The sequence below is a fragment of the Candidatus Pantoea soli genome (genome assembly GCF_007833795.1).
GTDB lineage: Bacteria > Pseudomonadota > Gammaproteobacteria > Enterobacterales > Enterobacteriaceae > Pantoea > Pantoea soli.
On record NZ_CP032702.1, the window covers coordinates 125,199 to 149,140 of the forward strand.

The 23,942-nt window shown below is 57.7% G+C and carries 19 protein-coding genes and 4 tRNA genes; 20 read left to right on the forward strand and 3 right to left on the reverse strand.

What is annotated here, in order from left to right; translation table 11 throughout:
* The first annotated feature begins 48 nt into the window (after positions 1 to 48).
* Positions 49 to 2,109, forward strand: coding sequence for an AsmA family protein (locus D8B20_RS00535; RefSeq protein WP_145886155.1), 2,061 nt, complete (start codon positions 49 to 51; stop codon positions 2,107 to 2,109).
* Here D8B20_RS00535 and ppiC read toward each other — a convergent pair whose 3' ends face one another.
* Positions 2,110 to 2,391, reverse strand: a complete 282-nt coding sequence (gene ppiC / locus D8B20_RS00540) for a peptidylprolyl isomerase PpiC (RefSeq protein ID WP_145886157.1) — start codon at positions 2,389 to 2,391, stop codon at positions 2,110 to 2,112.
* A 196-nt stretch (positions 2,392 to 2,587) separates the two neighbouring features.
* Here ppiC and rep point away from each other — a divergent pair, with 196 nt between their 5' ends.
* The gene (rep, locus tag D8B20_RS00545) at positions 2,588 to 4,609 is read left to right on the forward strand and encodes a DNA helicase Rep (RefSeq protein WP_145886159.1); all 2,022 of its coding nucleotides are present in this window, start codon (positions 2,588 to 2,590) and stop codon (positions 4,607 to 4,609) included.
* A 57-nt stretch (positions 4,610 to 4,666) separates the two neighbouring features.
* Here rep and gppA read toward each other — a convergent pair whose 3' ends face one another.
* Entirely contained in the window at positions 4,667 to 6,151 is a 1,485-nt protein-coding gene (gppA, locus tag D8B20_RS00550) for a guanosine-5'-triphosphate,3'-diphosphate diphosphatase (protein WP_145886161.1), read from the reverse strand.
* A 6-nt stretch (positions 6,152 to 6,157) separates the two neighbouring features.
* Positions 6,158 to 7,453 carry an ATP-dependent RNA helicase RhlB gene (rhlB, locus tag D8B20_RS00555; protein WP_145886163.1) on the reverse strand — a complete coding sequence of 432 codons (1,296 nt, stop codon included), beginning with the start codon at positions 7,451 to 7,453 and terminating at the stop codon, positions 6,158 to 6,160.
* A gap of 116 nt (positions 7,454 to 7,569) precedes the next feature.
* Between rhlB and trxA the strand changes: the two genes are divergently transcribed.
* The 18 genes from trxA (at position 7,570) to D8B20_RS00645 (ending at position 23,153) form a co-directional block, all read left to right on the forward strand.
* Positions 7,570 to 7,902, forward strand: coding sequence for a thioredoxin TrxA (trxA, locus tag D8B20_RS00560; protein WP_008105741.1), 333 nt, complete (start codon positions 7,570 to 7,572; stop codon positions 7,900 to 7,902).
* Between the two features lie 342 nt (positions 7,903 to 8,244).
* Positions 8,245 to 9,504 carry a transcription termination factor Rho gene (gene rho / locus D8B20_RS00565; protein ID WP_021506991.1) on the forward strand — a complete coding sequence of 420 codons (1,260 nt, stop codon included), beginning with the start codon at positions 8,245 to 8,247 and terminating at the stop codon, positions 9,502 to 9,504.
* A 263-nt stretch (positions 9,505 to 9,767) separates the two neighbouring features.
* Positions 9,768 to 10,856, forward strand: a complete 1,089-nt coding sequence (gene wecA / locus D8B20_RS00570) for a UDP-N-acetylglucosamine--undecaprenyl-phosphate N-acetylglucosaminephosphotransferase (protein WP_145890324.1) — start codon at positions 9,768 to 9,770, stop codon at positions 10,854 to 10,856.
* Positions 10,857 to 10,881: 25 nt separating this feature from the next.
* Positions 10,882 to 11,931 carry an ECA polysaccharide chain length modulation protein gene (gene wzzE, locus D8B20_RS00575; protein ID WP_145886165.1) on the forward strand — a complete coding sequence of 350 codons (1,050 nt, stop codon included), beginning with the start codon at positions 10,882 to 10,884 and terminating at the stop codon, positions 11,929 to 11,931.
* Between the two features lie 10 nt (positions 11,932 to 11,941).
* Positions 11,942 to 13,066 (forward strand): non-hydrolyzing UDP-N-acetylglucosamine 2-epimerase, encoded by a 1,125-nt coding sequence (wecB, locus tag D8B20_RS00580; protein ID WP_145886167.1) that lies wholly within the window; start codon positions 11,942 to 11,944, stop codon positions 13,064 to 13,066.
* A 2-nt stretch (positions 13,067 to 13,068) separates the two neighbouring features.
* The gene (gene wecC / locus D8B20_RS00585; RefSeq protein ID WP_145886169.1) at positions 13,069 to 14,328 is read left to right on the forward strand and encodes a UDP-N-acetyl-D-mannosamine dehydrogenase; all 1,260 of its coding nucleotides are present in this window, start codon (positions 13,069 to 13,071) and stop codon (positions 14,326 to 14,328) included.
* Positions 14,325 to 15,401 (forward strand): dTDP-glucose 4,6-dehydratase, encoded by a 1,077-nt coding sequence (rfbB, locus tag D8B20_RS00590; RefSeq protein ID WP_145886171.1) that lies wholly within the window; start codon positions 14,325 to 14,327, stop codon positions 15,399 to 15,401. Before wecC ends, rfbB begins: the two co-directional genes overlap by 4 nt.
* A 23-nt stretch (positions 15,402 to 15,424) precedes the next feature.
* The gene (gene rfbA, locus D8B20_RS00595) at positions 15,425 to 16,306 is read left to right on the forward strand and encodes a glucose-1-phosphate thymidylyltransferase RfbA (protein ID WP_145886173.1); all 882 of its coding nucleotides are present in this window, start codon (positions 15,425 to 15,427) and stop codon (positions 16,304 to 16,306) included.
* A complete protein-coding gene (rffC, locus tag D8B20_RS00600; protein WP_145886175.1) occupies positions 16,284 to 16,979 on the forward strand; it encodes a dTDP-4-amino-4,6-dideoxy-D-galactose acyltransferase in 696 nt (231 codons plus the stop codon). Before rfbA ends, rffC begins: the two co-directional genes overlap by 23 nt.
* Complete coding sequence (gene rffA / locus D8B20_RS00605) at positions 16,979 to 18,109, forward strand: dTDP-4-amino-4,6-dideoxygalactose transaminase (RefSeq protein WP_145886177.1); 1,131 nt, start codon at positions 16,979 to 16,981, stop codon at positions 18,107 to 18,109. The genes rffC and rffA overlap by 1 nt, the downstream gene beginning before the upstream one ends.
* The gene (gene wzxE, locus D8B20_RS00610) at positions 18,109 to 19,362 is read left to right on the forward strand and encodes a lipid III flippase WzxE (RefSeq protein WP_145886179.1); all 1,254 of its coding nucleotides are present in this window, start codon (positions 18,109 to 18,111) and stop codon (positions 19,360 to 19,362) included. Before rffA ends, wzxE begins: the two co-directional genes overlap by 1 nt.
* On the forward strand, positions 19,359 to 20,429 hold the full coding sequence (gene wecF / locus D8B20_RS00615; protein WP_145886181.1) for a TDP-N-acetylfucosamine:lipid II N-acetylfucosaminyltransferase: 1,071 nt from the start codon (positions 19,359 to 19,361) through the stop codon (positions 20,427 to 20,429). Before wzxE ends, wecF begins: the two co-directional genes overlap by 4 nt.
* On the forward strand, positions 20,426 to 21,811 hold the full coding sequence (wzyE, locus tag D8B20_RS00620) for an ECA oligosaccharide polymerase (protein ID WP_145886183.1): 1,386 nt from the start codon (positions 20,426 to 20,428) through the stop codon (positions 21,809 to 21,811). Before wecF ends, wzyE begins: the two co-directional genes overlap by 4 nt.
* A complete protein-coding gene (gene wecG / locus D8B20_RS00625; protein ID WP_145886185.1) occupies positions 21,798 to 22,532 on the forward strand; it encodes a lipopolysaccharide N-acetylmannosaminouronosyltransferase in 735 nt (244 codons plus the stop codon). Before wzyE ends, wecG begins: the two co-directional genes overlap by 14 nt.
* Before the next feature lie 159 nt (positions 22,533 to 22,691).
* Positions 22,692 to 22,768: transfer RNA gene (locus D8B20_RS00630), tRNA-Arg, on the forward strand.
* An 87-nt stretch (positions 22,769 to 22,855) separates the two neighbouring features.
* Positions 22,856 to 22,931, forward strand: a tRNA-His gene (locus D8B20_RS00635).
* Between the two features lie 16 nt (positions 22,932 to 22,947).
* Positions 22,948 to 23,034, forward strand: a tRNA-Leu gene (locus D8B20_RS00640).
* Positions 23,035 to 23,076: 42 nt separating this feature from the next.
* A tRNA-Pro gene (locus D8B20_RS00645) sits at positions 23,077 to 23,153 on the forward strand.
* Positions 23,154 to 23,942 lie beyond the last annotated feature (789 nt).

The window sequence follows — 23,942 nt, forward strand, 5'->3', positions numbered from 1 at the left end:
CGTCTCGACTATCTTTAAGAGGACGAGGAAGGGCATGGAGAAGGAAAAATGTCGCGCACGGGAAAAATTGTCAGCTGGATCATTGGGATTTTATTGTTGCTGGTTGTGGTGGTCGTGGTCATTATCGCCACCTTTGACTGGAATCGCCTGAAGCCAACCATCAACCAGAAAGTCTCAGCAGAGCTGAACCGGCCGTTTGCGATTCGCGGCGATCTGGGCGTGGCCTGGGTGCGCAACCGGGAAGAGCCCGGCTGGCGCAGCTGGGTGCCGTGGCCGCAGGTGCACGCTGACGATGTGATGCTCGGCAATCCGCCCGCTATTCCGGATGTGACCATGGTGCATTTACAGCGTGTGGAAGCCACGCTGGCGCCGCTGGCGCTGCTGCACAAAGAAGTGTACCTGCCGTGGATCAAGATGCAGCAGCCGGATGCGCGGCTGGTGCAGACCGCCGATAAAAAAAACAACTGGACCTTTAACCTCGCCAGCAGTGAAAACAGCGATCCCGCTGCGCCGCCGTCGGCGTGGTCTTTCCGCCTCGATAATATCCTGTTTGATCAGGGTACGCTGCGCTACCGCGATGCTGTCAATGACGCGGACGTTACCGTGAAGATTAATCCGCTGGGCAAGCCGGTGCCGTATGCGCAGGTGGCGGGCGGCAGCGACCAGCAAAAAGGGGCGGGTGACTTTGTGTTTGGCTGGCAGGCCAGCGGCACCTATAACAAACAGCAGCTCGACGGCGAGGGCAAAATTGGCGGCATGCTGTCGCTGCGCAGCAAAACCACCCCGTTCCCGCTACAGCTGGACGTGCGCAATGGCACCACGCGCGTGCGCGCTGACGGCACGCTGCAGGACCCGCTTAACCTTGGTGGGCTGAATCTGCGCCTGCGCTTTTCCGGCGACACGTTGGCGAATCTGTACCGCTTAACCGGCGTCCTGCTGCCGGATACGCCTCCGTACGAAACGGATGGTCATCTGATTGCGCGCTTTAATGACGCCCGGGGCGCGCTGTACCGTTACGAAAAATTCAATGGTCACATTGGCGACAGCGATATTCACGGTTCGCTGGTCTACCGGCAGGGCAAACCGCGTCCGTCGCTGACCGGGGAACTCACTTCTGAGCAGCTGCGCATGGCGGATCTGGGGCCGCTGATTGGCGTGAAATCCGGCAAAGGCAGTGATAAAACCGCGCAGGCCAAAGCACAGCGCGGCGATGACGCCGCGCAGCCGGCAGATCGCGTGCTGCCGCACGATCGCTTTGACACCCAAAGCTGGGACGTGATGGATGCCGATGTGAAATTCAGCGGCAAGCGTATTGAACACAGCAGCAAGCTGCCGTTGAGCGATCTTTACACCCATTTGCAGCTGAAAAACGGCGATTTGCTACTGGACCCGCTGCGTTTCGGCATGGCGGGCGGCAACATTAACTCCACCATTCGTCTGGAAGGCAATCGCAGCCCGATGCGCGGCCGTGCCGATCTGCATGCGCGCAAGCTGCAACTGCGTCAGCTGTTCCCCGGTGTTACCGCCATGCAGCGCAGCCTGGGCCAGCTGAACGGTGACGCCAGCTTAACCGGCAGCGGAAATTCGGTGGCGGATCTGCTGGCAACCAGCAACGGCGATTTGAAGCTGCTGATGAACGATGGGCTGATCAGCCGCAGCCTGATGGAAATTGCCGGGCTGAACGTCGGCAACTATGTGGTGGGCAAGCTGTTTGGTGATGATGAGGTGCGCATTAACTGTGCGGCGACCAATCTCACGGTGCGTCAGGGTGTGGCAACGCCACAGCTGTTTATCTTTGATACAGAAAATGCAGTGATTAACGTCACCGGTAACGCGAATTTCGCCACCGAGCGGCTGGATCTGTCGATTAATCCGGAGAGCAAGGGCATTCGTATCATCACCCTGCGCTCACCGCTGTACGTGCGCGGCACCTTTAAAAACCCGGATGCCGGTGTCAAAGCCGGCCCGCTGCTGGCGCGCGGCGCGGCAGCCGTCGCGCTGGGTGCGGTGGTGGCACCGGCGGCAGCGCTGCTGGCGCTGATTTCGCCAAGCGAAACCGATGCCAATCAGTGCAGCACCGTGCTGCAGCAGATGAAAAACAGCAAATAATCAGTTGCGCCACAGCACTTTGATGATGTGGTAACCAAAAGCGGTTTTTACCGGCCCGAACGGCGTCAGCAGCGGGCAGGTAAATACCGCCTTATCAAAGGCCGGTACCATCTGGCCTTTGCGAAACTCCCCTAAATCGCCGCCGTTGCGCCCGGACGGGCAGGTTGAGTGTTTTTTTGCCAGCTGCTGAAAACTGGCACCTTTTTCCAGCTGCGCCAGCAGCGCTTTCGCCTGTGCTTCTTCTTTGACGAGGATATGTAAAGCCGCCGCGGTTTTCGCCATGATGCTCTCCGGTTATGTATAATGTGCGGCGCATTATATCCCCGTCATGCTGCAAATTGCAGAGGCGCTGGCCGCGCGTGCCCGCGCCGGTCACTTACCCCGGTAAGCTTGCGAAGACGCCCTTTGCGCCTTGCTGCAATCTGTACGATGCAGGGAACCATCCCAGATAATTCAATAGGTTGAGTGAAATTACCTTATGCGTTTAAACCCCGGCCAACAACGAGCTGTCGAATTTGTCACCGGCCCCTGCCTGGTGCTGGCGGGGGCGGGTTCCGGTAAAACCCGCGTTATCACCAACAAAATTGCCCATCTGATTCGCGAATGCGGCTATCAGGCGCGCCATATCGCGGCAGTGACCTTTACCAATAAAGCCTCGCGCGAGATGAAAGAGCGCGTGGCGCAAACCCTTGGCCGCAAAGAGGCGCGCGGCCTGATGATCTCCACTTTCCATACGCTGGGTCTGGAGATCATAAAACGGGAATATGCGGCACTGGGCATGAAGTCCACCTTCTCGCTATTTGACGATCAGGACCAGCTGGCGCTGCTGAAAAACCTGACAAAACAGTGGCTGGAAGAGGACAAAACCCTGCTGCAACAGCTGATTTCGACCATCTCCAACTGGAAAAATGACCTGGTCGATCCGCAGGGCGCGGCAGGCAGGGCGAAATCACAGCGCGATCAGATCTTCGCCCATTGCTACGGCCTGTACGATCAGCATCTGAAAGCGTGCAACGTGCTGGATTTCGACGATTTAATTCTGCTGCCCACGCTGCTGCTGCAGCGCAATGAGACAGTGCGCGAGCGCTGGCAGCAGCGCATTCGCTATCTGCTGGTGGATGAATATCAGGACACGAACACCAGCCAGTACGAGCTGGTAAAACTGCTAGTGGGTGCGCGGGCGCGCTTTACCGTGGTGGGCGATGACGACCAGTCGATTTACTCCTGGCGCGGCGCGCGGCCACAAAACCTGGTGCTGCTGAAAGAGGATTTTCCGGCGCTGGAAGTGGTGAAGCTGGAGCAGAACTACCGCTCTTCACAGCGTATTCTCAAGGCAGCAAACATCCTGATCGCTAACAACCCACACGTGTTTGAGAAGCGCCTGTTTTCCGAGCTGGGCGTGGGCAGCGAACTGAAGGTGCTGAGCGCGAATAATGAAGACCATGAAGCGGAGCGCGTCACCGGCGAGCTGATCGCCCATCACTTCATCCACAAAACCCAGTACAAGGATTATGCGATTCTCTACCGCGGCAACCATCAGTCGCGCGTGTTTGAAAAGCTGCTGATGCAGAACCGCATCCCTTATCGTATTTCCGGCGGTACGTCGTTCTTTTCCCGTCCGGAAATCAAAGACCTGCTGGCGTACCTGCGCGTGCTGACCAACCCGGAAGACGACAGCGCGTTTCTGCGCATCGTCAATACGCCGCGCCGCGAAATTGGTCCGGCCACGCTGCAGAAGCTGGGAGAGTGGGCCACGCTGCGTAATAAGAGCCTGTTCAATGCCAGCTTTGATATGGGGCTGGCGCAGACGCTGACCGGGCGCGGCCTGGAGCATCTGCAGCGCTTTACCCACTGGCTCAACGAGATTGTACAGCTCACAGAGCGTGAGCCGGTGAATGCGGTACGCGATCTGATTCGCGGCATTGATTATGAGAGCTGGCTGTTTGAAACCTCGGGCAGCCCGAAGGCCGCTGAAATGCGCATGAAGAACGTCAATACGCTGTTTCAGTGGATGACGGAGATGCTGGAAGGCGATGAGCTGAACGAACCGATGACGCTGGCGCAGGTGGTCACGCGCTTTACTCTGCGCGACATGATGGAGCGCGGCGAAAGCGACGAGGAGCTGGATCAGGTTCAGCTGATGACGCTGCACGCCTCAAAAGGCCTGGAGTTTCCCTATGTGTTCCTGGTGGGCATGGAAGAGGGCCTGTTGCCGCATCAGAGCAGTATCGATGAGAACAACATCGAAGAGGAGCGCCGCCTGGCCTATGTCGGCATTACCCGGGCACAGAAAGAGCTGACGTTTACGCTGTGCCGCGAACGGCGGCAGTATGGCGAGCTGGTACGCCCTGAGCCCAGCCGTTTTCTGCTTGAGCTGCCGCAGGACGATGTGGTGTGGGAGCGTGAAAAGAAGGTAGTCAGTGCGGAGGAGCGCATGAAGACCGGCCAGACGCGGGTTGCCGGCCTGCGTGCCATGCTGGAAAACGCCCGAAAAGGGTGAGGGATCGGGCGGACTGGCGCAGAGCCAGCGTCAGGCAACAGGCGCGGGCCGCGCCTGTTACGCGATGGTCAGTAACCAGTGCACATAGGACTGGTAGTGGCTCTCCTGCTCCAGCAGTTCAGCACGCAGAGGATGCGCCTCCAGCCAGCCCGCAGGCAGCGTCAGATGCAGCGCGTCATCATCCGCCTGTAGCCGTACTGCCGGCAGCGTGTTGTCCCGCCGGCGACTGGAGAAGATGATCGCCAGGCGCAGCAGGCGGCACAGCCGCTCTGCCATGCGCGGCGGCACCGCGTTCTGCTGGGTCAGCAGAGCGAGATCGATACTGCCGCTCTGGTTCTGCAGCAGGCAGGCCAGCATTTTTTTCTGCGCCGGGGTAAATCCAGGCAGATCGAGGTGACGAATCAGATAGGCCGCGTGCTGGGGCGCCTGGCGGAAATCAACGCTCAGGCCTATTTCGTGCAGGGAGCAGGCGCTGAGCAGCAGGTCGCGACAGCGCTGATCGAGCTTCCAGCTGCTGCTGACCTGACGAAAGAAACTCTCAGCCAGCTGGCGCACGCGTCCGGCCTGATCAACATCAATGGTAAAGCGGCGCTGCACGTTCTGCAGCGTCCGGCTGCGGATGTCGCGATCCACCGGCAGATGCAACATGCCGTAGACCAGCCCTTCGCGCAGCGCACCGCCTGCCAGCGTCATGCTTTCAATATTCAGTTCGTGGAAGATGGCGATCAGAATCGACAGCCCGCTCGGGAAGACCAGCGCGCGCTCCAGCGTCAGGCCTTCAATCTCCAGCTCTTCCAGCTTACCGCACTGAATCGCCCGCTGTTTCAGCTGCTGCAGCTTGCTCAGCGTGATGCGCTCGTCCATGCCCTGCGCCACCATGATCTCCTGCAGCGCCTGTACGGTGCCGGAGGCGCCGACGCAGATTTGCCAGCCTTTCTCACGCAGTGCCGCAGCCACCGGACGGATCATGTCGCGCGCCGCCTGTTCCGCCTGAGCAAAATTCTCCCGGGTCAGGTGCCGGTCGCCAAAGAAGCGTTCCAGCCAGGTGACGCAGCCCATCGACAGGCTGAACAGAGTGGTGGCGTGCGCGCCTTCGCCGGTGACCAGTTCGGTACTGCCACCGCCGATATCGACCACCAGACGCTGATCGGAGCCGCCGGTGGTGTGCGCCACGCCCTGATAAATCAGGCGGGCTTCTTCTTCGCCACTGATGACGTTGACCGGGCAGCCAAGCAGGGATTCAGCCGGGGTGAGGAAATCCTGCGCGTTGCGGGCAATCCGCAGCGTGGCGGTTGCCACCACGCGGATTTGATCGGCAGGAATGTCCTGCAGCTGTTCGGAGAAAAGTTTCAGGCACTGCCAGCCGCGCTGCATCGCCTCGGTGGAGAGCTGGTTACTGGCGTCGAGGCCGGCCGCCAGGCGTACCTTACGTTTGATACGCGCGACGGTCTGAATACTGCCGGACACTTCGCGCACCACCAGCATGTGAAAGCTGTTAGATCCCAGATCAATCGCAGCATAGAGTGACGATGCGCTTAGCATGTGTGCTTAACCCGAACGTTTACGGTTGTTATTGCGCGGTGCGCCGCCCCGACGGTTAGTGTTGTTACCGCCACGACGTGGACCGTTACCGGAACGACTACGCTGCAGACGTTTCGGCGGCGGTAAATCGCTCAGCAGTGCCTCGCTGTTGTACTTGCTGACCGGAATGCCGTGGCCAATATACTCTTCAATGGCAGGCAGGTTCAGCGCGTACTCTTCACACGCCAGGCTGATGGAGTGCCCGCTGGCACCCGCACGACCGGTACGGCCGATACGGTGCACGTAATCTTCGCGATCGTCAGGCAGATCATAGTTAAAGACGTGGGTAACGGCCGGAATGTGCAGACCGCGCGCGGCAACATCGGTTGCCACCAGAATATCCACGTCGCCTTTGGTGAAGTCGTCCAGGATACGCAGGCGTTTTTTCTGCGCCACGTCGCCCGTCAGCAGCCCGACGCGGTGACCGTCTGCGGCCAGATGGCCCCAGATATCCTCACAGCGATGCTTGGTGTTGGCAAAAACAATGGCGCGGTCCGGCCACTCTTCTTCCAGCAGGGTCTGCAGCAGACGCATCTTCTCTTCGTTTGACGGATAGAAAAGCTCTTCTTTAATGCGGTGGCCGGTTTTCTGCTCGGGTTCGACTTCCACATACTCGGCGTTGTTCATGTGTTCAAACGCCAGTTCACGCACGCGATAAGAGAGCGTGGCGGAGAACAGCATGCTCAGACGCTGCGTAGCCGGCGGCATGCGGCGGAACAGCCAGCGGATATCTTTGATAAAGCCGAGATCGAACATGCGATCCGCTTCATCCAGCACCACGACCTGAATGGCACCGAGATTAATGTGATTTTGTTTGGCGTAGTCGATCAGACGACCGGTGGTACCGACCAGAATATCGACGCCGTCAGCCAGCACTTTCAGCTGTTTGTCGTAGCCGTCACCGCCGTAAGCCAGGCCCAGTTTCAGCCCGGTGGCCTGCGCCAGCGGCTCGGCATCGGCGTGAATCTGCACGGCCAGCTCACGGGTCGGGGCCATAATCAGCGCGCGCGGCTGATTAATCTGACGACCTTCAGCCGCAGGGTGAGAAAGAAGATGATGAAACGTTGACGTCAGGAACGCCATCGTTTTGCCGGTACCGGTTTGCGCCTGACCCGCGACATCACGCCCTGAAAGCGCAAAAGGCAACGCGAGCGCCTGGATGGGCGTGCAATTATGAAAGCCTTTTTTATCAAGGGCTTCCACCACCTGTGGGTGCAGGGCGAAGTCGGAAAACTTCTGTTCAGTTAAGTGTGTTTTGCTCATAGTGTGGTAGAATATCAGCTTACTATCGCTTTACGAAAGCGTATCCGATGAAATAAAGTCAACCTACGTTGGTATATTTTACGCCAATTCGCCAGGCATAATCTTTGGAGTTAAACATGAGCAGCGATAAAATCGTTCACCTGACCGATGACAGTTTCGACACTGACGTGCTGAAAGCCGACGGTGTGACGCTGGTTGATTTCTGGGCTGAATGGTGTGGTCCTTGCAAAATGATCGCCCCGATTCTCGATGAAGTTGCAGAAGAGTACGAAGGTAAGCTTACCATCGCCAAGCTGAACATTGATGACAACCCAGGTACGGCGCCGAAATACGGTATCCGCGGTATCCCGACCCTGCTGCTGTTCAAAAACGGCGAAGTGGCGGCGACAAAAGTGGGCGCGCTGTCTAAAGGTCAGCTGAAAGAGTTCCTGAACGCTAACCTGGCCTGATCCCGGCGTGCGTTCTGCAGTGGCGAATTTTTTCGCCACTGCTGGACGTCTCCCTTCAGGCGTGCTAATTTGACCTCACTGCATTACGCACTTACCTTTGTAGTTTGCATCTAAAGATTTCCCTTGTCAGACCCCGCTCGCATTGAACGTTTTCGTGGTTTGGCAATCTGACGGCTAGCACATTCGGCAACACCTTTCGACCGTCTCAACGCTCCCTATCGCCACACCTGACGATAATCGTCGAGCACAGTTGAAAAAGAGCCATTAACAGGCATGGAATTTTTGCCATACCATTCACGACAAACATTTCGAGAATTACCCCGAGTTTAAGAACCCATCACTATGAATCTTACCGAATTAAAGAATACGCCGGTTTCTGAGCTGATTACTCTCGGCGAAAATATGGGGCTGGAAAACCTGGCGCGTATGCGCAAACAGGACATTATTTTCGCCATCCTCAAGCAACACGCGAAGAGCGGCGAAGACATCTTCGGTGATGGTGTGCTGGAGATACTGCAGGACGGATTTGGTTTCCTCCGCTCCGGAGACAGCTCCTACCTCGCCGGTCCCGATGATATCTACGTTTCTCCCAGCCAAATCCGCCGCTTCAACCTCCGCACTGGTGACACCATCTCTGGCAAAATCCGCCCGCCAAAAGAAGGTGAACGCTATTTTGCGCTGCTGAAAGTTAACGAAGTTAACTACGACAAGCCGGAAAACGCGCGCAGTAAGATTCTGTTCGAAAACCTCACGCCACTGCACGCAAACAACCGTCTGCGTATGGAGCGCGGTAATGGCTCAACCGAAGACCTGACCGCCCGCGTGCTGGATCTGGCTTCCCCTATTGGTCGCGGGCAGCGTGGTCTGATTGTGGCACCGCCGAAAGCCGGTAAAACCATGCTGCTGCAGAACATTGCACAGAGCATTGCGTACAACTATCCGGATTGCGTGCTGATGGTCCTGCTGATTGACGAACGTCCGGAAGAAGTGACCGAGATGCAGCGCCTGGTAAAAGGCGAAGTGATCGCCTCCACCTTCGACGAGCCAGCATCACGTCACGTCCAGGTCGCGGAGATGGTTATCGAGAAGGCCAAGCGCCTGGTTGAGCACAAAAAAGATGTGATCATCCTGCTGGACTCCATCACCCGTCTGGCGCGTGCCTATAACACCGTGGTACCGGCCTCCGGTAAAGTGCTGACCGGTGGTGTGGACGCGAACGCCCTGCATCGTCCGAAGCGCTTCTTCGGTGCGGCACGTAACGTGGAAGAGGGCGGCAGCCTGACCATCATCGCGACTGCGCTGGTGGATACCGGTTCGAAGATGGACGAAGTGATTTACGAAGAGTTTAAAGGTACAGGTAACATGGAACTGCACCTGTCACGTAAAATCGCAGAAAAACGCGTGTTCCCGGCCATTGATTACAACCGTTCCGGTACCCGTAAAGAAGAGCTGCTCACCTCGCAGGAAGAACTGCAGAAAATGTGGATTCTGCGCAAAATCATCCATCCAATGGGTGAAATTGACGCGATGGAATTCCTCATCAATAAACTGGCAATGACCAAAACCAACGACGAATTCTTCGATATGATGAAACGCTCGTAATTTTGCCCGGTGCGGGGTCACCCCGCACAAATTGCCCGGATTTATGCCCGACGCCACGTCTTAACGTGGCGTTTTTCATTCGTGCGCATTAGGATTATGCCAGTCAGGAAGCAATGATAAAGACTGATGCAGCAGGCGATGGTTTTTTCAGCAGCCACGCACGTTGCTTCAGAATTCAGAGCAGGGATATACGGCAATAACGCGTTTCTGGCGTATTGTTGTCCACAGTTTTAGCTGAGAGCGTTGATGTGAATTTACTCACTATGGGTACAGAACTGGGGTTGGTTTTTCTTTTTTCGTTAGCGTTCCTGTTTTTTGCCCGTAAAGCAGCCAAAAGAATCGGGCTGGTGGACACGCCTAACTCCAGAAAACGACACCATGGCGCGATTCCTTTAGTCGGTGGCATTTCCGTTTATGCGGGGATCTGCTTCGCTTTCGCGATCTCAAATTATTATCTGCCCCATTCCCTGCTGTATCTTGGCTGCGCCGGTGTGCTGGTTTTTGTGGGTGCGCTTGACGATCGCTTTGATATCAGCGTGAAAATCCGCGCCATGGTGCAGGCGGCTGTTGCGATTGTCATGATGGTGGGCGCCAAGCTGTATCTGCTGAGTCTCGGCTTTATTATCGGGCCGGTTGAGCTTATCGTCGGCCCGTTTGGCTACGTGCTCACGCTGTTTGCGGTCTGGGCTGCCATTAATGCCTTTAACATGGTGGACGGTATTGATGGCCTGCTGGGCGGGTTATCCAGCGTCACGTTTGCCGCGATGGGTATCATCCTCTATCTGGATGGCCAGAGCAGCCTGGCGATGTGGTGCTTTGCCATGATTGCCGCCACCATCCCTTATATTCTGCTCAATCTGGGGTTTTTGGGCCGCCGCTACAAAGTCTTTATGGGCGATGCCGGCAGCACCATGATTGGTTTCACTATTATCTGGATTCTGCTGGAAACCACCCAGGGGTTAAGCCACCCCATCACGCCGGTTACCGCGCTGTGGCTGATCGCGATCCCGCTGATGGACATGGTGGCGATCATGTACCGTCGCCTGCGTAAAGGCATGAGCCCCTTTTCTGCCGATCGTCAGCACATTCATCATCTCATCATGCGTGCCGGGTTTACTTCCCGTCAGGCGTTCCTGTTGATCACCGTCGCTGCCGCGCTGCTGGCAGGCGTTGGCGTACTGGGAGAGTATCTGGCGTTTATTCCTGAGTGGGTGATGCTGCTGCTTTTCCTGATGGCGTTCCTCCTCTACGGTTATTGCCTGAAACACGCCTGGCGCGTAGCCCGTAAAATTCGCCGGATAAAACGTCGCTGGCAACACAGCGGTGAAGAGAAAAAACAGACACCCAGATAAGTACCCGGATAAGGATTCTTTTGTTATGACCTCTGTCGTTGTGGAGAACGAACTGGACGTGCGCGGCCTCGGCTGCGCATTATGGCGTGGGAAGCGCTGGATTATCGGCCTGGCGCTGCTGTTTGCGCTGCTGGCATGGCTGGCTTCGCTGGTGATGAAGCAGTCCTGGAGTTCGACCGCCGTAACCGATCGCCCCACCGTCAATATGCTGGGTGCATTCTTTGTGCAGCAGCAGTTCCTCAATAATCTGGATATCCGTAATCAGACTGTCAGCCTGAGCACCCCTGCACCGACGGTAATGGATGAAGTGTACCAGGAGTTTACGATGCAGCTGGCGTCCTGGGATACGCGTCGCGACTTCTGGCAGCAGACGGACTATTTCAAAAGCCGTAAAAGCGGCAATGCGCACAATGATGCCGCCCTGCTGGACGATCTGATCATCAATATCCAGTACACGCCCGCCGATGCCGCGCACAATACGCAGGATAACATTAAGCTGGTAGCGGAAACCGCCAGCGATGCCAATAACCTGCTGCGCCAGTACATTGCGTACGCCAGCGAAAGAGCAGCACGGCACCTCAATGACGAACTGAAAGGCGCCTGGCAGGCGCGCAGCGTGCAGCTTCAGGCGCAGGTCAATCGCCAGCAGGCGGTCGCGCAGGCCGTGTTTGATCGTCAGCGTCAGCGCATTGAACAGGCGCTGAAAGTGGCAAGTGAGCAGGGGATTCGGGAAAACCGCGCCCCCGCCAATGGCGAAGCCCTGCAGGACAGCGATCGTTTTCTGCTCGGGCAGTCCATGCTGCAGGCGCAGCTGGACACCCTGCAGGCCAGCGGACCTGCTTACGATTTGAGCTATGATCAAAACAGGGCGATGCTGGGCACGCTGCAGGCCGGGCCGCAGCTGGATAAACAGTTCCAGACCTATCGCTATTTGCGTACGCCAGAAGAACCGGTCACGCGCGACAGCCCGCGCCGCCTGTTTATGATGGTGATGTGGGGTATCATTGGTGCGCTGGTTGGGGCAGGGGTGGCGCTGGTGCGTCGTCCGCGCGCCGCATTAGCCACAAGTCACTAAGAGAATCAGCGTGAAAGTTCTGACCGTATTTGGCACGCGCCCTGAAGCGATCAAAATGGCTCCGCTGGTGCAGGCGCTGGCGCAGGATGCTGCGTTTGAATCGCGCCTGTGCGTGACCGCCCAGCATCGCGAGATGCTGGATCAGGTGCTGCGTCTGTTCCGGCTGCAGCCGGACTATGATCTGAATATTATGCGCCCTGAACAGGGCCTGACCGAAATCACCAGCCGCATTTTGCTGGGGATGAAAACCGTACTGGCCGATTTCCAGCCGGATGTGGTGCTGGTGCATGGCGACACCACGACCACCCTCGCCGCCAGCCTTGCCGCCTTCTATCATCAGATTCCGGTCGGACATGTGGAGGCCGGGCTGCGCACCGGCAACCTGATGTCACCGTGGCCGGAAGAGGCGAACCGCACCCTGACCGGTCATCTGGCAAACTATCACTTCACGCCAACGGAAAACTCACGGCAAAACCTGCTGCGGGAAAATCTGCCGGATGCCCGTATTTTCGTCACCGGTAATACGGTGATTGATGCGCTGCTGTGGGTACGCGACCGCGTGCTGGACGATGCCGAACTCAACGCACGCCTGGCGTCGCGCTATCCGTTCCTGGCTGAAGATAAAAAGCTGATCCTGGTTACCGGCCATCGCCGTGAGAGCTTTGGAGACGGCTTTGAGCGCATCTGCAGCGCGCTGGCGCGCATTGCGCGACAGCATCCCCAGGTGCAGATTGTCTATCCGGTGCATCTCAATCCTAACGTCAGCGAGCCGGTTAACCGCATCCTCAGCGGTATTGAAAACATCATTCTGATTGAGCCGCAGGATTATCTGCCGTTTGTCTGGCTGATGAACCGTGCATGGCTCATCCTGACCGATTCGGGTGGCATTCAGGAAGAGGCGCCGTCGCTGGGCAAACCGGTGCTGGTAATGCGCGACACCACCGAACGGCCGGAAGCCGTTGACGCCGGTACGGTGAAGCTGGTCGGCACCCATATCGAAACCATTGTCGCTGAAGTCAGCCTGCTGCTGCAGAATGACGAGGCGTGGCAGGCGATGAGCCGCGCACATAATCCCTATGGCGATGGCCATGCCTGCGCGCGTATTTTGCAGGCACTCAAACAAAACAGAGTTTAACTATGCGTTTTACCACCATTTCCGTTATCGGACTGGGTTACATTGGGCTGCCAACCGCGGCCGTTTTTGCCTCACGGGGGAAAAAAGTCATCGGCGTGGATATCAGTCCGCGTGCGGTGGAGACCATTAATCGCGGCGATATTCACATCGTGGAGCCCGATCTGGGCGACGTGGTCCGCGCGGCGGTGCAAAACGGTAATCTGCGTGCCACCACGCAGCCGGAAGCCGCCGATGCGTTTCTGATCGCCGTTCCCACACCCTTTACTGGTGACCATCAGCCCGATCTGAGTTACGTCCGGGCGGCAGCCCTCTCGATTGCGCCGGTTCTGAAAGCCGGCGATCTGGTGATTCTGGAGTCCACCTCGCCGGTAGGCGCGACCGAGCAGATGGCCGGCTGGCTGGCCGATGCGCGTCCGGATTTACGCTTCCCGCAACATGGCGATGAACCGGATGTGTTCATTGCCTATTGTCCGGAGCGGGTGCTGCCAGGCAAAGTGATGGTGGAACTGCTGGAAAACGATCGGGTGATCGGCGGCATGACGCCAGCCTGTTCGGCCCGCGCCAGCGAGCTGTATCGTATTTTTCTGCGCGGTCACTGCGTGGAAACCAATGCGCGCACGGCAGAGATGTGCAAGCTGACCGAAAACAGTTTCCGCGATGTGAATATCGCCTTTGCCAACGAGCTGTCGCTGATTTGTGCGGAACAGGGGATTAACGTGTGGGAACTGATTGCGCTGGCTAACCGCCATCCGCGCGTGAATATCCTGCAGCCGGGCCCGGGGGTAGGCGGTCACTGCATCGCCGTCGATCCCTGGTTTATCATCGCGCAGAATCCGCAGCAGGCGCGGCTGATTCGCACCGCGCGCGAAGTCAATGATGCCAAACCTGACTGGGTGCTGGATCAGGTCAGGCAGGCGCTGGCGGAGTGCCTGACGGCCAGCAACAAGCGGGCCAGCGACGTCACCATCGCCTGTTTTGGCCTGGCGTTCAAACCTGACATTGATGATTTACGCGAAAGCCCGGCGCTGCGCCTTGCGCAACGTATCGCCGAATGGCACAGCGGCAGCACGCTGACCGTTGAGCCGCACATCGCCGCGCTGCCGGCAGCCCTCGCGCAACACGCCACGCTGGTTAGCGCCGCAGAAGCCCTGCAGCGCGCCGATATTCTGGTCATGCTGGTTGATCACGCTCAGTTCCGCGCCCTTGATCGCGCGCAGGTGACGCAGCACTGGATCGTTGATACCAAAGGTATATGGCAATGAAACAGTTTTTAATTACGGGCGGAGCCGGTTTTATCGGTTCAGCGCTGGTTCGCTTTCTGACAGAAAGTACCGATCATCGGGTAGTGGTCGTCGATAAGCTGAGTTACGCCGGCAATCTGGCCTCGCTGGCACCGGTGCAGGACAATCCGCGCTTTGCCTTTGAGCAGGTGGATATTTGCGATCGCGCAGCGCTGGACCGCATCCTTGCGCAGTACCAGCCGGATTGCATCATGCATCTGGCGGCGGAAAGCCATGTTGATCGCTCCATTGACAGTCCCTGGGCGTTTATTGAAACCAATATCGTCGGGACGTATCACCTGCTGGAAGCCGCGCGGCATTACTGGAATGGCATGGCCGACGAGCGCAAAAAAGGCTTTATTTTCCACCATATCTCTACCGATGAAGTGTTTGGCGATTTGCACGGTACAGACACGTTTTTCACTGAAACCACGCCGTATGCGCCGAGCAGTCCCTATTCAGCCAGTAAGGCCAGCAGCGATCACCTGGTCCGGGCCTGGATGCGGACCTATGGTCTGCCGATCATTGTCACCAACTGCTCTAACAACTACGGACCTTACCACTTCCCGGAAAAGCTGATCCCGCTCACCATCATCAATGCGCTGGCGGGGAAAAAACTGCCTGTTTATGGCAACGGCAGCCAGATTCGTGACTGGTTATATGTCGAAGATCATGCCCGGGCGCTGTACACCGTGGTCAGCAGCGGCAAAGTGGGCGAAACCTACAACATTGGCGGCCACAACGAACGCCGTAATCTTGACGTCGTGGAAATCCTGTGTGACCTGCTGGACGAACTGGCCCCCCGGCAGCGCAGCAGTGACATCACCCGCTATCGCGATCTGATTACCTTTGTCACCGATCGTCCTGGTCACGATCTTCGCTACGCCATTGATGCCAGTAAAATTGAGCGCGAGCTTGGCTGGACACCACAGGAAACCTTTGAAAGCGGCATCCGCAAAACGGTGGAGTGGTACCTGGCAAATCCACAATGGTGGCAGGCTATTCTCAACGGCAGCTACCGGGGTGAGCGCCTCGGCTTAACAACGCCGCGCTGAGCCACGATGCAGGAGAAGCGGTGATGAAAGGCATTATTTTAGCGGGCGGTTCGGGCACGCGCCTGCACCCGATTACCCGGGCAATTTCCAAACAATTACTGCCGGTTTACGACAAGCCCATGATCTATTATCCGCTGTCGGTGCTGATGCTGGCAGGGATTCGCGAGGTGTTAATCATCACCACACCCGAAGATCGTGCGCATTTTGAGCGGCTGCTGGGCGACGGCAGTGAATTTGGCCTGCAACTTTGTTACGCCGAGCAGCCAAATCCGGAGGGGCTGGCGCAGGCCTTTATCATCGGTGAAGCGTTTATCGGTGACGACAACTGCTGTCTGGTGCTGGGCGATAATCTCTATTTCGGTCAGGGCTTTAGCCCGAAACTGAAAAAAGTCGCGGCACGCAGTCGGGGTGCCACGGTGTTTGCCTATCAGGTCATGGACCCGGAGCGTTTTGGCGTGGTGGAATTCGATGACGACTTCAACGCCTTGTCGATTGAAGAGAAGCCTGCTCAGCCCAAATCGCGCTGGGCCGTTACCGGCCTCTATTTTTATGACAATCGGGTGGTGGAGTTTGCCAAACAGGTAACGCCATCGGCACGCGGCGAACTGGAAATCACTGCCATTAACCAAATGTACCTTGAGCAGAACGAACTGTCAGTTGAGCTGCTCGGACGCGGTTTTGCCTGGCTGGATACCGGAACGCATGACAGTCTGATTGACGCCAGTGTGTTCGTGCAGACCGTGGAAAAAAGGCAAGGCTTTAAGATCGCGTGTCTGGAGGAGATTGCCTGGCGCAATGGCTGGCTGAGCGATGAGCAGTTGCTGACCGCCGCCCAGGCACTGACCAAAACTGGTTACGGCCAGTATCTGCTGGATATTTTACATGCCCGTCCACGTCAATATTAACCCGCTCGCCTGGGAAAGTGATTTCTTCCGTCAGCCGGTGGCGCGGCTCGAACTGGACGGCGCGCTGCCGCTGGCCGGTGCCATTGCGCAGTCCGATGCGTTGCTGCAGGTGAAAGTGCCGGCGCAGCGTACCGCCGTGATCGATGCGCTCAGCCTGCACGGTTTTCAGCTGGTAGAAGGGGAAGCGGACCTGGCGCTGAACATCAAGCGTACCGAACGCCAAACCGGCGTGCGCATTGCGCGTGAGGCGCAGATTCCGGCGCTGCGCGCCGCAGCGGCGGCGGCATTCAGCCAGAGCCGGTTCCGGGCACCCTGGTTTGATGCAGACGACAGCGGGCGCTTTTATGCGCAGTGGATTGAGAACGCGGTGCGCGGCATCTTCGATAACCAGTGCCTGATCGCCTGCGATGAGCAGGGGGCGCTGCAGGGCTATGTCTCCATGCGTGAAGTGGCAGGCGATGTGCGTATCGGCCTGCTGGCGGTACTACCGGACGCTCAGGGCAAAGGCGTCGGGCAGCGTCTGCTGCTGGCCGCCGCCGACTGGGGCCGTGTCCGGCAGCTGGAGCGGCTGCGTGTGGCCACCCAGCTCAGTAATCTTACGGCCATGCGCCTCTATTTACGCAGCGGTGCGCGGCTGGAAAGCACCGCGTACTGGTTTTACAGGAAAGCCTGATGATCCCGTTTAATGCGCCCCCGATTGTGGGCACGGAAGTTGAATATATGCAGTCGGCCATGGCCAGCGGCAAGCTGTGCGGCGACGGTGGGTTTACACGCCGCTGCCAGCAGTGGATGGAGCAGCACTTTGGCAGTAAAAAAGTGCTGCTGACGCCCTCCTGCACGGCCTCGCTGGAGATGGCCGCGCTGCTGATCGACATTCAGCCCGGCGATGAAGTCATCATGCCGAGCTACACCTTTGTCTCTACGGCGAATGCCTTTGTGCTGCGCGGTGCCACTATCGTGTTTGTGGATGTGCGGCCGGACACGCTTAACATCGATGAAACCCGGATTGAAGCCGCCATCACCGCCCGTACCCGCGCCATTGTGCCGGTGCACTACGCCGGCGTTGCCTGTGAAATGGACACCATCATGGCGATCGCGGCGAAGCATCAGCTGATGGTCATTGAAGATGCCGCGCAGGGCGTGATGTCGCAATATAAGGGCCGGGCACTTGGCACCATCGGCCACATCGGCTGCTTCAGTTTTCACGAGACCAAAAACTACACGGCGGGCGGCGAAGGCGGTGCCACGCTGATTAACGATGCCAGACTGGTTGAGCGTGCAGAGATTATTCGCGAAAAAGGCACTAACCGCAGCCAGTTTTTCCGCGGTCAGGTCGATAAGTACACCTGGCGTGATATCGGCTCCAGCTATCTGATGTCTGATCTGCAGGCGGCCTGGCTCTGGGCGCAGCTGGAAGTGGCTGATCGCATTAACGATCAGCGCCTGCGTCTGTGGCAGCGCTACTACACGGCGCTGCAGCCGCTGGCGGCAACCGGTCGGATTGCCCTGCCGGCAGTCCCGGACGCGTGTCGCCATAATGCGCACATGTTCTACCTCAAACTGCGCGACAGCGACGATCGTCAGGCGTTGATTAACTGGATGAAAGAGGCGGAAATCCTCACGGTCTTCCACTACATTCCGCTGCACTCCTCACCCGCCGGTGAACGCTTCGGGCGTTTTCACGGTGATGACACCTTCACCACGCGCGAAAGTGAACGGCTGCTGCGTCTGCCGCTGTTTTATAACCTGACGGACAACAACCAGCGCACCGTGATCAGTTCGCTGCTGAGCTTTTTCGCCTGATGTCGTTAGCCAGCGCATCAGTGTGGACCGCCTCTTCCACGCTGGTAAAAATTGTGGCGGGACTGCTGGTCGTCAAACTGCTGGCGGTCAGCTTTGGCCCGGAAGGGGTCGGTCAGGCCGGTAACTTCCGGCAGCTGATTACCGTGCTGGGGGTTCTGGCGGGAGCGGGCATTTTCAACGGCGTCACCAGCTGGGTTGCCCGTTCCCGGCAGGATCCGGCGCAGCTGCGCGCTGTCACCGGCACGGCATCCGCCATGGTGCTGGGTTTCTCCACGCTGCTGGCGCTGGTGTTTTTGCTGGCGGCCGCGCCCATCAGCCAGGCCCTGTTCGGCCATGCGGGTTATCAGGGGGTGGTGCGCATTGTCGCATTCCTGCAGCTGGGTATCGCCTGGGCCAACCTGATGCTGGCACTGCTAAAGGGCTTTCGCGACGCGCGCGGTAATGCCCTGGCGCTGATCGCCGGCAGCCTGATCGGCGTGCTGGGGTATGTGCTGTGCTGGTGGACAGGCGGCTATGCCGGCGCGCTGGTCGGCCTGGCGCTGGTGCCTGCGTTGCTGGCGCTGCCAGCGCTGTGGATGCTGCGGCGCCATCAGGCTGTGCTGCCGCTTTGCTGGCTGAAGCCGCAGTGGCAGCCTTCGCTGGCGCGCAGTCTGGCAAAATTCACCCTGATGGCGCTGATGACTGCTGTGACCCTGCCGGTAGCGTGGGTCATGATGCGAAACCTGCTGGCAGAACAGCAGAGCTGGGCGCAGGTGGGTTTATGGCAGGGCGTCACCAGCATTTCCGACGCTTATCTGCAGTTTATCACCGCCACTTTCAGCGTCTGGCTGCTGCCGACGCTGGCAAAGCTGGAGGATAAACAGCAGATAGCCCGGGAGATCGGCCGCGCGCTGCGTTTTGTCCTGCCGGCGGTGGCTGCGGCAAGTCTGTGCGTCTGGCTGCTGCGCGATGTAGCGATCTGGCTGCTGTTTTCACCGCAGTTCACGGCGATGCGCGATCTGTTTATCTGGCAACTGGTGGGCGATGTCTTTAAAGTCGGCGCCTATGTTTTCGGATACCTGGTGATCGCCAAAGCCTCGCTGCGCTTTTATATTCTGACGGAACTGAGCCAGTTCACACTGCTCACCGCCTTCTCCCACTGGCTTATCCCCCTGCATGGCACAACCGGTGCCGTGCAGGCCTATATGGCGACCTATGTGCTCTATTTCGCCCTGTGTTGTGGTGCCTTTTTGATTTATTGCCGGAAAAAATGACGTTAATTCACGTGCTGGGATCGGATATCCCACATCACAATCACACCGTACTGCGCTTCTTTAACGACGTGATGAGCGTCGACATGCCCACTGACGCGCCGCGCCGCTTTATGGTGGCCTCTGCGGCGCCGGAAAGCCTGAACGCTTACCCGCATCTGCAGATTGAGGTCTATCCCGGCAAGCGGGCGCTGGCCAGTGCGGTCATCGCACAGGCCGCCGACCGGACGCAGCGCTTCTTTTTTCACGGTCAGTTTAACCCGCGACTGTGGCTGGCGTTGCTCAGTGGCAAACTGCGCCGTCAGCAGGCGTTCTGGCACGTCTGGGGCGCGGATTTATATGAAGAGGGCGCAGGCCTGAAATACCGCCTGTTCTATCTGCTACGCCGTCTGGCGCAGGGGCGCGTGGCGCGGGTGTTCGCCACCCGTGGCGATCTGCACTTCTTCCAGCAGCGCCATCCGCGCGTCCCGGCTTCGCTGCTCTATTTTCCTGCTCGCATGCCGGAAGCAGCAGTGCCGGTGGCGCAGCAGGAGGAGGGGCTGACGATTCTGCTGGGTAACTCGGGCGATCGCAGCAACCGTCATATTGAAGGGCTGCAGGCGATTCGCGACCAGTTTGGTGAACAGGTGAAGATCCTGATCCCGCTGGGCTATCCGGCCAGCAACTATGACTATATTGATGAGATTGATACTGCCGCGCAGCGGCTGTTTCCGGGTGGTCAGGTGACGCTGCTGCGCGACAACATCGATTTTAACGCCTATCTGGCGTTGCTCAGTCGCTGTCAGCTCGGCTATTTTATGTTCGAACGTCAGCAGGGCATCGGCACGCTGTGTTTGCTGATTCAGGCGAACGTGCCCTTTGTGCTGAACCGCAAAAATCCATTCTGGCGCGATGTAAGCGAGCAGGGCCTGCCGGTGCTGTTCAGCAGCGATCCGCTCGATCGGGCGCGCATTGACGCAGCCAGACGCCAGCTGGTGGCGTGCGATAAATCAGCGATTGCCTTTTTTGCCCCGGGCTATCTGGACGGATGGCGACAGGCGCTGACGCTGAGTGAAAGGGAGATGACATGAACCTGCTGCAGTTTAGTGGTCTGCTGGTGGTGTATCTGTTCTCGCTGGGCTTCATTCTGACGCTGACCTGGCGGGAGTTCCGGCGCGTACGCTTTAATTTCCATCTGTTTTTTACCCTGCTGTTTCTGCTGACCTTCTATTTTGGTTTTCCGCTGACCAGCGTGCTGGTGTTTCGCTTTAATGTAAACGTGGTGCCGCCGGCGTTTCTTTTGCAGGCGCTGCTGGCGGCAACCAGCTTCTATGCGATCTATTACGTCAGCTATAAAGTGCGGCTGCGACCGGTGCAGGCCGCGCCGCGTAAACCCTGGCTGGAGATGAACCGGGTAGAAACGCATCTCACCTGTCTGCTGCTGGCCCTGGTGGCGGCGGGCACCGTGACGGTGTTCTTCATGCATAATGGCCTGCTGCTGTTCCGGCTCTCTGCCTACAATCAGATTTTCTCCAGCGATGTCTCCGGCGTGGCGCTCAAGCGCTTCTTCTACTTTTTTATCCCGGCAATGCTGATTCGCTACTTTCTGAATCCGACCCGGCGACAGTGGCTGCTGTTTCTGCTGGTAACGGTGGCGTTTGGTTTACTGACTTATGCGCTGGTGGGCGGGACGCGCGCCAATATCATCATCGCGTTTGCGCTGTTCCTGTTTATTGGTATTACCCGCGGCTGGATTACGCTGTGGATGCTGATTGGTGCAGGCGTGATGGCGATTACCGGCATGTTCTGGCTGGCGCTGCGCCGCTACAATCTGGACGTGGCGGGCGACGAGGCTTTCTATACCTTCCTCTATCTGACGCGTGATACCTTTTCGCCGTGGGAGAATCTGGCGCTGTTGCTGCAGAATTACGACAAAATTGATTTCCAGGGGCTGGCCCCCCTCTGGCGTGACTTTTATGTCTTTATCCCCGGCTGGTTGTGGCCGGATCGTCCTGCCATGGTGCTCAACAGCGCCAACTATTTTACCTGGGAAGTGCTGAACAACCACTCCGGACTGGCGATTTCCCCTACGCTGCTGGGCTCGCTGCTGATAATGGGCGGCGTGGGGTTTATCCCGCTCGGGGCCATCGCCGTGGGCCTGCTGATGAAGGGCTTCGATTACCTGTACCAGCAGGGGTGTGACGCCAGTAATCGCTACAGCGGCGCCATTCTGCAGAGTTTCTGTTTCGGGGCGGTGTTTAATATGATCGTGCTGGCACGCGAAGGGCTGGATGCCTTCGGGTCACGCGTGGTGTTCTTTTGCCTGATTTTTGCTGCCTGTCTGTGGGTAGCCAGGCTGCTTTACTGGCTGCTGGCGCGGGCGGGTCTGATCCGTCCGCGGCGCGAGCCGGTTTTATCTCGCCCCACTTATTCTGCGGGCACAACGGGAATGTCAGATCATGGAAACCGATAAGCCGCGCTATCGCCTGCGCGGCGTCGATCTTCACGCGTTCAGTGATATGGACAGCTTCGTCCACTTTCTTATGCCGCACGGCGTGCCGCGCAGCGGCACACTGGTCGCCATCAACGCTGAGAAAATGCTGACGCTGGAAGCGGATGCGCAGTTACGGGCGCTGATTGCGGAAGCGGAATTCAAATACCCCGATGGCATCAGCATCGTACGATCGCTGCGGAAAAAATATCCGCAGCTTCATGTGAACCGGATAGCCGGTGCGGACCTGTGGGAAGCGCTGATGGCGCGCGCGGGCGAGCGTGGCACGCCCGTGTTTCTGATTGGCGGACGCCAGCAGGTGCTGCAGGAGACCTGCGCAAAGCTGCGTCGTCAGTGGAACGTCAACATTGTTGGCAGTCAGGATGGCTATTTTGCGCCTGCAGAGCGCGAAGCGCTGTTTGCGCGTATTGCCGCCAGCGGGGCGCAGATTGTTACCGTCGCGCAGGGCTCGCCGCGGCAGGAGTTGCTGATGCGCGACTGTCGTCAGCACTGGCCTCATGCGCTTTATATGGGCGTTGGCGGCACATATGATGTGTTTACCGGCCACGTGCCTCGTGCACCGCGACTGTGGCAGAATCTGGGGCTGGAATGGCTTTATCGCCTGCTGCGCCAGCCTTCACGCCTGCGCCGTCAGTTAAAATTGCTGAAATACCTGCGTTATCACTGGCGTGGCGATCTGTGAGGCGTGCTGATTATTGCAGCAATTCCGGCGGGTTAAGCGCGTAAACTGCGTTATTTATCGACGGAATGCACAAAGCGTAAGCAAACGGGATTTTTTTCTAAAAAAGCACTGGACAGTCCGAAGTCAAATCCGTAGTATGCCCATCCGCAACGGCGCTACGCGCCCGTAGCTCAGCTGGATAGAGCGCTGCCCTCCGGAGGCAGAGGTCTCAGGTTCGAATCCTGTCGGGCGCGCCATTTTGTTTGGGCGCAAGAGCTTCGGTGGTTGGTTTTAACCGCGTTATGCAGTGAATAGTAAGCGAAAGCTTACGCACCAGAATTATGGTGGCTATAGCTCAGTTGGTAGAGCCCTGGATTGTGATTCCAGTTGTCGTGGGTTCGAGTCCCATTAGCCACCCCAGATTTTGCTGGGACATGCGAAGGTGGCGGAATTGGTAGACGCGCTAGCTTCAGGTGTTAGTGTTCTTACGGACGTGAGGGTTCAAGTCCCTCTCTTCGCACCAGGCAAAACGATACAGCAGTAAAGCAGTAAAGCAGTAAAAAATCGGCGAGTAGCGCAGCTTGGTAGCGCAACTGGTTTGGGACCAGTGGGTCGGAGGTTCGAATCCTCTCTCGCCGACCATTTTCGAAAAACCTGTCTGAAAAGACAGGTTTTTTTTCGTCTGTGGTAAAGAGAATGCGCGCTGCCGCAGGCGGTGTGCGCCGGGCGAAGCGAGACAGTATGGCATCAGCCATAGCCTGAAGGGCGCTGCTCACAGAGAGGCGTTATCCTCTTCCGCCGGCCCTCTTTGAAAATTCTGTCCTGAAAGGCGGGTTTTTTTGTCTGTAGCAAACGAAAACGGCTGAAGCAGGGAAGGCGAGAATCACCGCTGTTCCACCTCTGATCGTCTGTGCTGCGTATGCCGCACGTATCCCCTTACCGTCCTGACGACCGGATTAACTGCCCGGCTGATGACTGTCGGGTGTGCGCGAACAGAAGGGCCCTGCCTGCATGTCAGCCGGAAACCTGCGAACGTCATGTAGCCTGTCCGGTGTCAAAATCTTATCCGGTTGTCGTCGTAATGAGACATATAAGCTATTGATTTAGAGAGTAATGACAATTTCCGACACTGCCTGTCGCCTGGAGGTGACAGCTTTCAGCCGGCCTGTTGCTGTTTTACTACACCTTTCATTACCGTGAAAATAATCTTTGTTTTATCTAATTGATTTATAATTATTTATTTGTTTTTTCTTCCGGCTGGCACGCCTTGTGCAATACTTAGCGCGTAGATGCTCATTCCACCTCTTATGTTCGCTGCGGCGACATAAACCTGGGAATGATGCAGAGCCCCTTACGGTATCCGTTGTCCGCCTGGCAGTAACGTGCACGCGCTACTGCAGTTAGAAGGACATTACGTTGAGTCGGATACCA